Source organism: Pseudomonas sp. s4, assembly GCF_046764235.1.
Lineage (GTDB): Bacteria > Pseudomonadota > Gammaproteobacteria > Pseudomonadales > Pseudomonadaceae > Aquipseudomonas > Aquipseudomonas asiatica.
In genome coordinates this window covers 4,297,332-4,310,548 of record NZ_CP177209.1, presented here as the reverse complement: position 1 = coordinate 4,310,548, position 13,217 = coordinate 4,297,332, and the positions used below count along the sequence as shown (strand labels likewise).

General features: G+C 63.7%; 11 protein-coding genes. 5 read left to right on the top strand and 6 right to left on the bottom strand.

The genetic code is table 11. The features are described 5' to 3' along the window. Both ACK56M_RS20030 and dsbD read right to left on the bottom strand, forming a co-directional pair. Positions 1 to 837, bottom strand: coding sequence for a prolipoprotein diacylglyceryl transferase family protein (locus ACK56M_RS20030; RefSeq protein WP_411958955.1), 837 nt, complete (start codon positions 835 to 837; stop codon positions 1 to 3). Next, positions 837 to 2,552, bottom strand: a complete 1,716-nt coding sequence (gene dsbD, locus ACK56M_RS20025) for a protein-disulfide reductase DsbD (protein WP_015271124.1) — start codon at positions 2,550 to 2,552, stop codon at positions 837 to 839. Before dsbD ends, ACK56M_RS20030 begins: the two co-directional genes overlap by 1 nt. Before the next feature lie 561 nt (positions 2,553 to 3,113). Between dsbD and ACK56M_RS20020 the strand changes: the two genes are divergently transcribed. Genes ACK56M_RS20020 through ACK56M_RS20000 form a run of 5 tightly spaced genes read left to right on the top strand, consistent with a single transcriptional unit; the run spans position 3,114 to position 9,226 of the window. Further along, on the top strand, positions 3,114 to 5,945 hold the full coding sequence (locus ACK56M_RS20020; RefSeq protein WP_015271123.1) for a xanthine dehydrogenase family protein molybdopterin-binding subunit: 2,832 nt from the start codon (positions 3,114 to 3,116) through the stop codon (positions 5,943 to 5,945). After that, entirely contained in the window at positions 5,938 to 6,474 is a 537-nt protein-coding gene (locus ACK56M_RS20015; RefSeq protein WP_013973477.1) for a (2Fe-2S)-binding protein, read from the top strand. Before ACK56M_RS20020 ends, ACK56M_RS20015 begins: the two co-directional genes overlap by 8 nt. A 2-nt stretch (positions 6,475 to 6,476) precedes the next feature. Then, on the top strand, positions 6,477 to 7,688 hold the full coding sequence (locus ACK56M_RS20010; protein ID WP_015271122.1) for a cytochrome c: 1,212 nt from the start codon (positions 6,477 to 6,479) through the stop codon (positions 7,686 to 7,688). Positions 7,689 to 7,691: 3 nt separating this feature from the next. Then, positions 7,692 to 8,663: an XdhC family protein gene (locus ACK56M_RS20005; protein WP_015271121.1), complete on the top strand. Its 972-nt coding sequence runs from the start codon at positions 7,692 to 7,694 to the stop codon at positions 8,661 to 8,663. Further along, positions 8,660 to 9,226, top strand: coding sequence for an NTP transferase domain-containing protein (locus ACK56M_RS20000; protein WP_015271120.1), 567 nt, complete (start codon positions 8,660 to 8,662; stop codon positions 9,224 to 9,226). The genes ACK56M_RS20005 and ACK56M_RS20000 overlap by 4 nt, the downstream gene beginning before the upstream one ends. 16 nt (positions 9,227 to 9,242) lie before the next feature. Here ACK56M_RS20000 and ACK56M_RS19995 read toward each other — a convergent pair whose 3' ends face one another. From ACK56M_RS19995 to ACK56M_RS19980, 4 genes are all read right to left on the bottom strand, one after another. After that, on the bottom strand, positions 9,243 to 9,869 hold the full coding sequence (locus ACK56M_RS19995) for a GAD-like domain-containing protein (protein ID WP_015271119.1): 627 nt from the start codon (positions 9,867 to 9,869) through the stop codon (positions 9,243 to 9,245). 102 nt (positions 9,870 to 9,971) lie between these two features. Beyond that, positions 9,972 to 11,000 carry an IS30 family transposase gene (locus ACK56M_RS19990; RefSeq protein WP_188258425.1) on the bottom strand — a complete coding sequence of 343 codons (1,029 nt, stop codon included), beginning with the start codon at positions 10,998 to 11,000 and terminating at the stop codon, positions 9,972 to 9,974. A 37-nt stretch (positions 11,001 to 11,037) separates the two neighbouring features. Continuing rightward, the gene (locus ACK56M_RS19985; RefSeq protein ID WP_411958954.1) at positions 11,038 to 11,619 is read right to left on the bottom strand and encodes a GAD-like domain-containing protein; all 582 of its coding nucleotides are present in this window, start codon (positions 11,617 to 11,619) and stop codon (positions 11,038 to 11,040) included. Positions 11,620 to 11,638: 19 nt separating this feature from the next. Beyond that, complete coding sequence (locus ACK56M_RS19980) at positions 11,639 to 12,985, bottom strand: DUF6861 domain-containing protein (protein WP_411958953.1); 1,347 nt, start codon at positions 12,983 to 12,985, stop codon at positions 11,639 to 11,641. Positions 12,986 to 13,217: the final 232 nt, after the last annotated feature.

Below are 13,217 nucleotides of genomic sequence, written 5' to 3'. Positions count from 1 at the left end.
TCAGTTTCCTTGTGCGGCAGGGGCGGGCGCGGTGGCCCGGTCGAAAGGCTCCAGGGCGTGGCGCAGGCTGGCCCGGGACAGCTCGCCCAGATGGCTGCCGACCAGGCGCCCGTCGGCGTCGTAGAACAGGGTGGTGGGCAGCGCCATGGAGCCGACGCGCTGGGCCAGCAGACCGGTGCCGTCGAACAGCACGTGGGTCAGGCTCAGGCCGGTGGTGGCGAGGAAGGTGCTGACGTTTTCCGGGGTCTCGCCCTGGTTGACGAACAGGAAGGTCACGTGCGGGTAAGCGCTTTGCGCCTGTTGCAGCACCGGCATTTCGCGTCGGCAGGGTGGGCACCAGGTGGCCCAGATGTTGATGACCAGCGGATTGCCGCGGTAGCTGTGCAACGCCACGGATTGGCCGTTGGCCTTGCGCAGGCTCAAATCGGGCAGTTCGGTGCCCTTGCTGTACAGGTGGCCCCCGAGGCTGGCCAGGCCCCAGAACAGCGCACCGCTGAACAGCGCCCAGCCCAGCGGGCGGCGCAGGCCCGGATGGCGCCAGCCCTGCCACAGGGCGCCGAGCACGATGCCGGCAAGGCCCGACCAGAACAGGAAGCCGCCATCACGGATATCGATGATCTGCAGCAGATCGTCCTGGTACATCGTCCAGTAGGCCAGCACGAAGCCGGCGCGTGCGCACAGCAGGCCGATCAGGAACAGGTTGAACAGTGCCGATTCCGGGCTCTCGCCGCCACGCCGGGCGACCCACCAGCCGACCATGCTGGCGATCACCAGGGCGGTGAGCATCAGCAGGTGGTTGAGGGCCATGGTCAGTGGCCCGAGGGTTACGGTCAGCATCAGCCTTGGCTCCTGGTCTGGGTCCAGTGTTGCAGGAAGGCGGCTGCATCCACCTCACCAGTGATGCGCCGCGCGCGGCGTTCGTCGCCTTCCGGGCCGACCCAGATGATGCTGGGCGGGCCGGGTACCTGGTAGCGCTGCAGCAAGGCCTGGCTGGCCGGGGTGTCGGCGGTCACGTCCAGGCGCAGCAGGTGCACACCGGCCAGGCCGGCCTGCACGTCGCTGCGGGCGAACACCTGTTTTTCCATGACCTTGCACGACACGCACCAATCGGCATAGTAGTCGAGCATCACCCACTGGCCACGGGCCTTAGCCGCATCCAGTTCGCGTTGCAGGTCTTCGGGGCGGCTGACGGTGACGAAAGCGTCCTCGATGTGCTGGCCGGTGGCCGGCGCAGCGCCGCCACCGGCGAACGGGCGCAGCGGCTGCCAGAGGTCGTCGCCACCAGCCGCCGCACCCACCAGCAGCAGGCCGCCCCACAGGGCTCCCAGCAGTGGCAAGGCGCGCAACGCCGGCAACCGCTGCAGGGCCGGCCAGGCAGCCCAGGCCAGGGCAATCAGCAAGGCGCCGCTCAGGGCCAGCAGCAATGCTGCGGGCAGCAGGCTGCGCAAGGTGTATAGCGCCATGCCCAGGAACACGAAGCCGAACACGCCCTTGACCCGGTTCATCCAGGCGCCCGGGCGGGGCAGGTAGCGGTTGCCCAGGGTTACCAGCAACAGCAGCGGCACGCCCATGCCCAGGCCGAGGCTGAACAGCACCAGCGCCCCCTGCAGCACGTCGCCGCTCTGGGCGATGTACAGCAGCGCGCCGGCCAACGGCGCGGTCATGCACGGGCCCATCAGCAGGCCGGACAGCGCGCCCAGCAGCGCCGCGCCATACAGGTTGCCACCACGGGTGCCTTGCCCGGCGCGGTCGAGGCGGTCACGCACGGCGGCGGGCAGTTGCAGTTCGAAGGCGCCGAACATCGGCAGGGCCAGCAGCACGAACAGCCCCGCCAGGCTGCCCAGCAGCCAGGGTTGCTGCAGCCAGGCCTGCAGGCTGGCACCCAGCAGTGCGGCGACCACGCCCAGGGCGGCATACACCAGGGCCATGCTCAGTACATAGACCCCGGCCAGTATCCAGCCGCGCCGGGCGCTGGCGCCATTGCCCAGCACCAGCCCGGCGAGGATCGGCAGCATCGGCAGCGAGCAGGGGGTAAAGGCCAGCAACAGGCCCAGGCCGAAGAACGCGAGCAGGCTCCAGGCCAGGTGGCCTTTTTGCAGGTCGCTGGCCAGGGCCTGGTCACTGGCTTGTTCGACCGCCGGCGCCACACTGCCACCCAGGTCGACCAACGTGGTTTGCGGGGGGTAGCACAGGCCGGCGTCGGCACAGCCCTGCCAGCCCAGGCGCAGCTGGCCCTGGGCATCGGCCGGGAGCAGCAGTTCGAGCTGGTCGCGGTACACCGCACTGTCGCCGAAGAACTCGTCGTGGTGGTTGAGAGCGGCCGGCAGTTGCGGGTGCTGTTCGGCAGGCAGGCCGTCGAACTTCAGCCGTTTCTGATACAGGTAGTAGCCAGGCTGGATCTGGAAGAACAGGCGCATCTGGCCGTCGGCCTGGCGGTCGTGGGTAAGCACGAAGGCCTGGTTGACCGGCAGGAAGTCCGGTTTGACATCGAACGGGTTGGCCTGCAATGGGCCGGCCAGCAGTAGTGTCAGGAAGAGCAGGAGGACGCGCATGTCTTCGCCTTGGCAGTACGTTGAAAGGGGTCATGCTGGCTTGGGTCGATTAACCCAAGGTTAACTCTGGTTTTTGGTCAGGGGGGGCGCATCAGGGCTTGCAGGTGTTTGCCGTGGGATTGTCTGCGCCTGGGGGATCGAGCGCCGCCCGCGCGGCGCTTCGCAGCACAAGGCTGCTCCTACATCTGTTTCGGGCCAATTATTCCTATGAGGTCTGTGCGCGAACGCTTTGGCGCATGTCTCGATATCGCGTTGTACGAACAAGGCGGTCGCGTGCACTGGCACAGGCGTTACTGGCCCGAAACAGATGTAGGAGCAGCCTTGTGCTGCGAAGCGCCGCGCGGGCGGCGCTCGGTCTCCCAAGCGCCGAAGATCCTAAGACGAACGCCTACCAGCCCCAGAGCAAATTCCGCCCCAGATCCCAGACATGTCGCGACATATTGTCGGCTTGACTTTGCCTGCGCCAACACAATTGCTGTAAAGTTGACGTACAGGTCAGCTTTTCAGGCTAGTACCAGAATCAAAAAAAGGGCAGACCCCCTGCTGCCCAGAGGATCAAGCATGTCCAACCGTGATATTTCCCGGCGCGCCTTCCTGCAAGGCGGCCTGATCGCTGGTGTCGGCGTGACCATGGCGCCGCTTGGCAGCCAGGCATTCGCCGCGCTGATGGAGGAACGCGTCACCACCTCGCCGCAGAAGTGGATGAACCATGATGGCAAGGCACGTTTCCGTAACGATGCCTTGTCCAAGGTGTGCGGCGACAAGGTGTTCGCTCGCGACATCCGTGCCAAGGACATGCCCGGCTGGCCCGCACAGCAGGGCCATGCGCTGCTGCTCAAGGCGACCAAGGCCGATCGTATCTATGCCGGCCATGACCTCAGCCTGCTTGGCGCCGACCTGCAGCCGGACCGCATCGTCACCGCTGCCGACCTGGAAAAGGACGGCATCGCCTGGCCCGAGGCCCACTCGCCCGACCCGCTGCTGCCGCCCGGCAAGGTGCCTATGTTCATCGGCCACCCGGTGGCGATCCTGATCTGGCACGACTTCGAGCGCTTCCGTCAGGCCAAGCGCAAGCTGCAGTTCAATGACCAGGCGATCCGCTATGGCGCCCAGGCGCCGCTGTACCAGCGCGACCCCTACGGCAGCTTCCGCTTCGTGCGCGTGGGCGGTGCCACACCGTTCGACGACGATGAATTCTCCAGCCTGAAGAATTCCATGCTGTTCCCTACCATCCTCAACCGCAAGCCGGTGTGGTCGAAGCAGCCCAACCAGCATGGCGACCTGACCGAGCAGGGCCTGTTCTACGCCAAGCGCATGGCCGAGCAGCTGGACAACCCGCCCGAGGACTGGCTGGTGTTCGACGAGCGCTACAAGACGCCGTCCATCGAGCCGGCCGCCCTGGAGCCGGACAACGGCAACGGCTGGTACGACCCGGCCAGCGGCACGCTGCACTTTGTGGTGGCGACCCAGTGCCCGTTCGAAGTGGCGCAGGAATGCGTGCACATGATCAAGCCGTCGCGCTTCGCCCTGAACACGCTGAACATGCACCCGGGCTATACCGTGGGCTACGGCTCGAAAGACAACAACATCTTCGTCTTCTACGCCGCCGTGGCCGCGCTGTATGGCGCCGGTGTGCCGATCCGCCTGGCCAACGACCGCTACGAGCAGTTTCAGAGCGGTATCAAGCGCCATGCCTTCGATATCCGCTACCAGTTGGCGGTGGACAAGAAGGACAACAGCTTCAGGATCTTCCGCGCCGACATGACTTGTGACGGCGGCGGGCGTATCAACTACAGCCCCTCGGTGGCGGCGGTCGGCGCCACGGCGGCGCAGTCGATCTACTACATGCCGCAGAATGATCTGTCGGTCACTGCCTATCATTCCCGTGGCGTCGAGGCCGGCTCCATGCGTGGCTACGGCACCCTGCAGACCATGGCCGCCACCGAAATGATGGTGGATGAGATCGCCGGGCGCCTGGGCGTCGATGCCATCGACCTGCGCCGCGCCAACGCGCTGAAGTCGGGCATGAAGAACACCCAGGGCGCGGTCCCGGCCGGCGCCCTGCGCCTGTACGAGATTCTCGACAAGGCCGCCGTGCACGACTGGTGGCGCAACCGCGACACGCGCAAGCAGCAGATGGATGCCAAGGACCCGGACCACTGGTATGGCGTGGGCTTTGCCATCTGCCAGAAAGACTTCGGCACCGGCTCCGAAGCCCCCATGGCCAGCATCGAGTTCAGCCGCGACGGGCGCATCAGCCTGCGCCACATCGGCACCGAGCTGGGTACCGGCATGTCCACCTCCCAGGCCCTGGTTGTCAGCGATTTCCTCGGCCGCTCGGCCGACGAGGTGAAGACCGCGGTCACCGAATGGCCGGAGCTGCAGCTGACCACCAGCGGCAACCCGTACCTGATCAGCCAGCCCGAGCAGGACGCCGCGCTGCGCAACCCGCGCTGGGTCGGCAAGCTTGCTTCGCCGTCGTCGGCGACCAACTCGGCCTTCTACTTCAGCCATGCCACCCGCGAAGCGGCACGCGTGCTGTTCAACCACGGTCTGTGGCCGGCGGCCATGGCCATCTGGCGCCAGGGCCCGTACGGCGGCCAGGCCAACCCGCTGGTGGTGCGCCGCGAGAATGCGGTATGGGTCAACGGCGAGCTGACCGGCAACGGCCTGTCACCTATCCCGTTCGCCCAGCTGGCCCAAAAGGCCCATGAAATGGGCCTGGTCACCGGCGTCAGCGTGCACGGCTTCAACCGCTGGAGCTGGGCCGAGGCCGACTTCGTCATCGATGGCGTGCGCGAACGCTTCCCGCTCGATGCGGTGGCAGTCAAATACGGCGATGGCGCGGTGAGCGCCAAGAAGGCGCAGATGAGCAGCCACGGCTACCACCTGCTCGACCGGCAGAACGCCGCCTACCCCGACACCCAGCTGAACAACGCCATGGTCACCTACTACAGCCCGGTGGCGACCATTGTCGAAGTCAAGGTGAACAAGGGCACTCACGAAGTGCAGGTACTCAACCATCACAGCTGGGTCGAGTGCGGCCGGGTGCTTGTGCCGGAACTGGTCAAGGGCCAGCTCGAGGGCGGTATCGCCATGGGCATCGGCCATGCCTTGACCGAAGAAATGCCGTTGTACGAGGGCGGGCCCGGGGAGGGCGACTGGAACTTCAACCGCTACCGCCTGCCGCATGCGCGCGACGTGGCGGTCTGGCAGCAGACCAGTGAAATCCTACCGCCGCTGTCACCGACCGACCCGTCCAAGGGCATTGCCGAGGTGGTGATGATCCCGGTCGTGGGGGCCATCGGCAATGCTGTCGCGCATGCCATCGGCAAGCGCGTTCGCGATCTTCCCATCACCCCAGCCCGTATCAAGGAGGCCCTCAATGGCTAACCGTCCACTGCAACTGACCCTCAATGGTCAACCGGTCGGCCCGGTCGAGGTCCCCGACGACCTGGCGATGATCGACTACCTGCACGAACACCAGAACCTCACCGGCTCGCGCCTGGGCTGCGGCCAGGGCATCTGCCACGCCTGCGTGGTGATCGTCGACAACCCCGACGGCACCAGCGAGGAGGTGCGTACTTGCATTACCGGCGCGCATTACTTCGAGGGCAAGAAGGTCCGCACCATCGAGGGCCATGCCAAACAGGACGAGGCCGGCAACCTCACGCTGAACCCGATCCAGCAGAAGTTCGTCGACCTGTTCGCCTTCCAGTGCAGCTACTGCGCGCCGGGCTTCGTCAATGCCGCCACGGTGCTGGTGGAAACCGCCCAGCGCCAGCCGCTGAAGAAGAGCGAGGTGGAGGATCGCATCGAGGCGAGCCTGGGCCACCACATCTGCCGTTGCACCGGCTACGTGCGTTACTACGACGCCACCCGTACGGTGCTCAACGACCTCGGCCTGGTCAAGGAGGGTTGAGCATGGGTCTTGTTCGTAGCGCAATGGCGCTGGCTCTCGGGCTTGCCGTTACCTCGCTTGCCCAGGCAGCCGACCAGGCGCAGGTCAAGCGCGGTGAATACCTGGCCCGCGCGGCTGACTGCATGGCCTGCCACACCGCTGAAGGCGGTGCGCCGTATGCTGGCGGCCTGCCGATCCATTCGCCGTTCGGCACCATTTACGGCAGCAACATCACCCCGGACAAGCAGTACGGCATCGGCAACTACAGCGCCGACGAATTCTTCGCCGCGGTAACCGAGGGCAAGCGCAAGGACGGCGCCAACCTCTACCCGGCGATGCCGTACACCTCGTACCACCTGATCAAGCGCGAAGATTCGGACGCGATCCTCGCCTACCTGATGACCGTGCCGCCAATCAACCGCCCGGCACCGCAGACTGCGTTGCGCTTTCCGTTCAACGTGCGCCAGGGGCTGAGCGGCTGGAACATGCTGTACGGTAAAAGCGTGCAGTTGCAGCCGACCGAGGGCAAAAGCCCGGCCTGGCAGCGTGGGCAGTACATGGTCGAAGTCATGGGCCATTGCGGCGAGTGCCATACCCCGCGCAACCCGATCGGTGCGTTGCAGCAAGACCAGCGCCTGAGCGGCGGCCTGCTGGGTGGCTACCTGGCCCCGAGCCTGCTGGCCCAGGACCTGGCCGAGCGCGGCTGGACCCAGCCGGACCTGACCACCTTCCTCAAGCACGGCATCAGTGCTCAGGGCAGCATGTTCAACGAAATGTTCCCGGTGGTGCACCACAGCACCCAGCACCTGGAGGATGCCGACCTGGCGGCCATGGCCACCTACCTGCTGGGCGACCAGCCACCGTCGGCCAAGGCCATTCAGGCGGTGGCACTGGAGCAGATGAGCGACAGCGCCAGGCGCGGCCGCCAGCAGTACCTGAACGTCTGCGCCGGCTGCCATGGGGTGGACGGCGAGGGCAAGCCGCACATCGCCGTGGCCATGCGCGGCAACACGGTGCTACGCCAGGCCGACTCGCGCAACCTGGTCAAGGTGGTCCTCGAAGGCATTCGTGAACAGCAGTTCACCGGCTTCGAGCGCATGCAGCCGATGCCGGGCTTTGCCGACAAGCTCGATGACCAGCAGGTGGCGGATATGGTCAACTACCTGCGCCAGGCCTGGGGTGGATTGCCCGGTGACCTGAGCGTACAGCAGCTCGCCGAGCTGAAGGCGGAGTAAAGGGTGCAGCATCTCGATCTACAGGTGGTCCGCCAGGCGTTGCAGTGGTCGTGCGGCGGCCAGCGGGTGTGGTTGTGCACGGTACTCGCCACCTACGGCTCGGCGCCCCGTGCGCCGGGTTCGCTGCTGGCGGTGAACACCAGCGGGCAGTGGCTGGGTTCGCTGTCCGGTGGTTGCGTCGAGGACGACTTTCTCGAGCGCGTGGGCCGGGGGGAGTTTCCCGAGCCGGTGGCCATCGTGCGTTATGGCGATGGCAGCGACTCGCGTTCGAGTATCCGCCTGCCGTGTGGCGGCGTGCTGGAAGTGCTGGTGGAGAACCTGCCGGCCGAATGCGAGGTACAGGCGCACCTGCGTGAGCTGGAAAGCGCATTGCAGGGCCAGCGCCGTGTGCTGCGTGAAGTGAGCCTGCCCGAGGGCAGGCGCCTGCTTGCCGATGACCACAGCCAGGGGCCGCGTGTGCAGCGTGAAAGTGCCTGTGTACGCTTGCGTGTGGGGGCCGCCCAGCGCCTGCTGCTGGCCGGGTACTCCAGCGTCGCGCATTTCTGTGCCGAGTTCGGCAAGGGCATGGGCTTTGAAGTCATCCTCTGCGAGCCGCGTGACGAAGTGCTCGACGGCGTGCGGCTGGATGGCATCGAGGTGCGTCGCGAGCTGCCATCGGAGTTCATCGCCCATGGCGGTTGCCATGCCGACACCGCGGTGGTGGCGCTGACCCACGACCCGAAGATCGATGACCTGGCCATGCTCGAAGCGGTGCGCACCGAGGCGTTCTATATCGGTGTGATGGGCTCCCGGGTGACCTCCGACAAGCGCCGCGAACGCCTGCGGCGGATCGGTGGCCTGGGCGAGGTCGAACTGGGCCGCATCCACGCCCCGATCGGCCTCAACCTGGGCAGCAAGACCCCGGCCGAGATCGCTTTGGCGGTGCTGGCCGATATCCTTCGCGTGCGCAATGGTATCGAGCGGGTGGCGCTGTGAGTGTGGTTGCACTGATATTGGCTGCTGGCAGCAGCGTGCGTTTCGGGGCTGACAAGCGTCGGGCGCTGTTGGTTGATGGTCGCAGCTTGCTGGTGCACAGCGTGGAGCGGGCCTGTGCAGTGTTCGACGATGTGCGGGTGGTGTTGCGCGAGGGGGAGCGGGGCGTGGATCTGGGGCTGCCTGCGGGGTGCCGGGTCATCTCCAGCCCGGACTTCGCATTGGGCATGGGCCATAGCCTGGCGGCCGGCGCCGCCTCGCTGGCCGACAGTGAGGCGCAGGCAGTAGCGATTCTGTTGGGTGACATGCCCTGGCTGGAGCAGGCAACCCTTGCCCGGCTGGCTTCCAGGGCCAGCGCGTCGACCATCGTGTTGCCTTGCCATGAAGGGCAGCAAGGGCACCCTGTGCTGTTCGGGCGCGATTTCTGGCCGGCGCTTGCGCGCCTGACCGGCGATGAAGGGGCGCGTTCGGTGGTCAAGGCCAACCCGGCGAGTTGTGTCAGGGTAGAAGTGCCGGATACCGGTGTGCTGCTGGATGTCGACAAGCCTGATGCGGTGCACCGGTGAACGCACTTGTCAGGGCCTATTCATCTTCTTCGTCAGCCAGCTCATAGGGTTGAAGCTCGCTCAGTTGGGCGAGCAGTACCAGATGCTCGACTGCTTTGAGCTTTTCAAGCCGCTCGAGGCTGTCTGACCCTCCCAGCATCAAGGCAGGAACAAAGCCATACATTTCGTCTGCGGCCAACGTGCCGAGCCGTTCCCTGGCGGGTTCGAACAGGTCGTCGAAATAGATGCATTCGGTCATCAGCCACATGAGCAGGCCGTGGATCTTGTTGTCCCGCTCTTCGTCGCCTGAGCTGTGGGCGCCATCGAGGTAACGGGAATGGTACGCCGCAATGGTCAGCACCGAGCCGGTGTTCTCACCCCACAGGTACAGGTCGCCAAAAGCGCTACGGGCGATGAGGTGATAAGTGTCGCGTGCTTCGAAGTGCGTGCCTGACAGCCAATACGCTACTACGTCTTCGTAATCCTGAGGGTTTACCAGCCAGAACAGACCACCGCCGTAGCCGCACCAGCCGTGCTCTTGCCAGTAATCCAGGAGACGATTGGGGAGTTTGCCTTGGTAATGATCGAGGGCAGAGGGCGGTACTGGTTGGTGGCCGACGGGGTCGCCGAAGGTTTCGAGGAAGATGCTGAAGATGACGTCCATTTGATTAAGTCCGTTTTAGTGTTTAGAAGTCGGAGAAGCTGTAGGGTACCAGTGCCGAAAGTTGTGAAAGCATGGCGGTTGCAGAAGCTGAGTGCAACACGGTTATTGGATTGAAGTGGGCGCATCGTGCCGCATAGCCATGGCCTTTTGCATCACCTCACTCATCATTTCGATCGGACATTTGAAATCGAAGCGCTTACGGGGACGCATATTCAGTTGCAAGGCAATGGCGTCCAGCTCCTCCTGGCTATGTACCGACAGGTCTGTGCCCTTGGGCAAGTACTGGCGAATCAGGCCGTTGATGTTTTCGTTGCTGCCGCGCTGCCAGGGGCTGTGCGGGTCGCAGAAGTAAATTGCCACCCCGGTCTGCTGGGTGATTTCAGCATGCCGCGCCATTTCTCGGCCCTGGTCGTAGGTCATGCTCTTGCGCATCGCCAGCGGCATGCCATTGAGCGCTGCACTGAAGCCTTCCATCGCCGAGGTCGCCGTCGCGTCGTTCATCTTTACCAGCATCAGGTAGCCACTGGTTCGCTCCACCAGCGTGCCTACACACGAGGCGTTGGCCTTGCCCTTGATGAGGTCGCCTTCCCAATGCCCCGGCATCAGCCTGTCTTCAATCTCCGGCGGGCGCACATGAATACTGACCATCTCGGGGATCTGGCCGCGCCGATCCACGCCACCAGAGCGCGGTCGGCGCGTCGTCTTGCCTTGGCGCAGACAGATGATCAGCTCCTTACGCAGCTCACCCACTGGCAGGGCATAGATCGCGTTGTAGATCGTCTCGCGACAGACGTAGGCTTCTCTGAGGCTGGGAATGTTCATGCTGCGCAGCTTGCCGGCAATCTGCTCGGGAGACAAACGCTCGCGCAGCATATGGGCCACCAACTGGAAGCGCTCACTACTCGGCAAGAGCTTTCGTTTCGGTCGACAGCGTTGGCGGCGGGCCTGCATTTGCTGCTGGGCCAGGCGGGCCGAGTAGCCACCGCAAGCACCTCGGTTACGGCGCAGCTCACGGCTGATGGTCGAAGGGGATCGGTTGATCAAGCAGGCAATCCTGCGCAGGCTGAAGCCTTGGGTACGACCGATTTGAATGGTGGCGCGTTCTTCAACGCTGAGTTCGGAATAAGACATAGGGGCAGCACCGTACCGGAAAGGTCAGGTGTTGCACTCAGTTTTTGCCGCCGCCCATAATCAAGTGTTCAATTGTTTTTACTTTTTTAATTCGCTCCAGTCTTGCTTTTCCGCCGAAGACGAGTGCGGGGACGAAACCATACATTTCATCGTGATTGAGTGGGCCTAGATTGTTTCTTGACGGTTCGAATAAATCCTCGAAGTCATTGCTGTCCTTTTTAACCTGTAGAAAGAAAGATTGAACGTGCCTGTCAATGTTTGCTATTCGGCGGTTGTTGCCGCAATAGTGTGAGATATGGCTCGCAATGCATAGTGAGAAACCGGTTCTCTCTCCGTATAAGTAGAGGTCGCCAAACGCCCCGCGCGCGATCACATGGTAGGTGTCATGTTCGGCCAGGGACGTACCGTCAATCCAAGATGCAACGACGCCTTCATACTCTTGGGGGTCGACGGTCCAAAAAATACCATCACCATATCCACACCAGCCATGTGTCGTCCAATGTTCCAATAATTTCTTCGGCAGCTTTCTCCTGTAACGCTCGATGGTTGAAGGAGGAACCTCTTGCTTGTGAATAGGTGGTCCAATTGTATCGATAAAGACGGAATAGACGTCATCCATCATTTGGCTCCATATCAATCTAGCACTTGACCAGTTTGATGTTCATGAAGGAGGCATCTCCGCCTGATTTCAATGCTTCTTCGGCAGCTTGCTGTATACCCTTGATCTTGCTTTTCCACTGTGGGCCAATGGTGGAGTTGACTTGTTTGTCACCGAAATCGGCAATGACATCTCTTCCTCCAGCGGTCAGGTCCGGGTTGTGCAATGCCGCGAGCGTTGCCATCGTCTCCTTCGCTAATTTTGCAGCCGTCCTTTGGGCTTCACGTGGGCTCAAATCGTCTGGCAAGTCGTCCAGTATCCGTTGCTCTAACTTGTCTTGCATCTGTTTACGAGCTTTGCGCGCTACAATTGGGTTTCGCTTTACGGGATTGGCAACGTTTTCTAAAAACTCCTCAACCGTCAGCCGATTCAACCCATCCTGCTGCCCCTTCAACTGCCGTTCAAACTCGCCATGCTTGGCGGGTGGCAATTTGTCGGCCTTGAAGCACGCCACGGTATGCAACGGCATGCTACCGGGCTTCCCTGTCGAGGGCTCCTTGTCTTTCCCTGCCGGCCGATCAGGCTGCATCGGTTGCGGCTCACCCACCGCCCCCTTGCGCCGCTCCGGCACCTGCAGGTCCGGCCGTTTCTTCAACCCCTCTTCATGCTTGAGCATCCATTGCCCCAGCCGCGCACCTTTGCGGCTGGCCGCCATCTCCTGCGCGAGCACCCGGGCATCACCGCGGCCGCGGGTGAGGTACGACACGATCGCCCCCAACAACAGCAGCACGACTTCCACGTGGGCTTGGGCAATCTGATGCGTCGCCCGGGATATCGCATAGGGGTCGTCCCGGCAGAGCGGGCCCGTGCCTTCATTGCCGCAGGTGCCTTCCCAGGCGAAGCGAATGCCGTCGACGTAGTACTCGCCGATACGCGGCAAGCCCTCGATGAAGAACTCGGCGATGGAAGCCAGCCCTAGCGCGCCGAGGATCCAGCCACTGACCTTGAGGCCCATGGCCGCGCCCGCGCCGGCAAACGGAATGGTTCCGGCGCCGCCGGCGAATGCGCCAACCCCCGCGCCAAGCAGGCCACCGGTAATGGTGCTGCCGGCGACGATCATCGCCATCTGCCGCACGACCATCAGCAGTTCGTCGACGATGCTGTTGATGTCGAGGTCGGCGAAGCGCTGGCGCAGCATGTGCGCCGCCTGCCATTCGGCGTGGTAGAAGGCGGTGCGGACGGCTTCTATCCGGCGCAGGTTGAGGCCTAGCGAGGCGACCTCTTCATTGAGGCTGGTGCGGAACTGGCCACCGCTTTGGTAGCCCACCATGGCGATGACACGTGACTCGATCTCGTGCCAGGAGGGCACGAGGTAATCCAGGTACATGAGGTGTCTCCCTGACAGCGTGTGCAGGGGGAAATCCCATCATGGATTCGGATCCGAAGTTTCTGAGCCAGTTGTAGGAAAATGCGACTTCGTTTCCGGCGTGTTCGGCGGAGTTAGGCTGTCGGGGTGGGCCTTGGGTGGGGCTTTAAATGTTTGTCGCTCCCGGGAGCGTGTGGCAGTTGCGCGGTGCTCGTTGCCGCAGGCGCCATACATCCCCAATCCCCCACAAAAG

What these genes read in the sequence shown, in the direction of transcription:
- ACK56M_RS20010 (WP_015271122.1), top strand. Translation starts at nt 6,477, where the DNA reads ATGGGTCTTGTTCGTAGCGCAATGGCGCTGGCTCTCGGGCTTGCCGTT.
- ACK56M_RS20015 (WP_013973477.1), top strand. Translation starts at nt 5,938, where the DNA reads ATGGCTAACCGTCCACTGCAACTGACCCTCAATGGTCAACCGGTCGGC.
- ACK56M_RS19995 (WP_015271119.1), bottom strand. Translation starts at nt 9,869, where the DNA reads ATGGACGTCATCTTCAGCATCTTCCTCGAAACCTTCGGCGACCCCGTC.
- ACK56M_RS19985 (WP_411958954.1), bottom strand. Translation starts at nt 11,619, where the DNA reads ATGGATGACGTCTATTCCGTCTTTATCGATACAATTGGACCACCTATT.
- ACK56M_RS20020 (WP_015271123.1), top strand. Translation starts at nt 3,114, where the DNA reads ATGTCCAACCGTGATATTTCCCGGCGCGCCTTCCTGCAAGGCGGCCTG.
- ACK56M_RS19990 (WP_188258425.1), bottom strand. Translation starts at nt 11,000, where the DNA reads ATGTCTTATTCCGAACTCAGCGTTGAAGAACGCGCCACCATTCAAATC.
- ACK56M_RS19980 (WP_411958953.1), bottom strand. Translation starts at nt 12,985, where the DNA reads ATGTACCTGGATTACCTCGTGCCCTCCTGGCACGAGATCGAGTCACGT.
- dsbD (WP_015271124.1), bottom strand. Translation starts at nt 2,552, where the DNA reads ATGCGCGTCCTCCTGCTCTTCCTGACACTACTGCTGGCCGGCCCATTG.
- ACK56M_RS20030 (WP_411958955.1), bottom strand. Translation starts at nt 837, where the DNA reads ATGCTGACCGTAACCCTCGGGCCACTGACCATGGCCCTCAACCACCTG.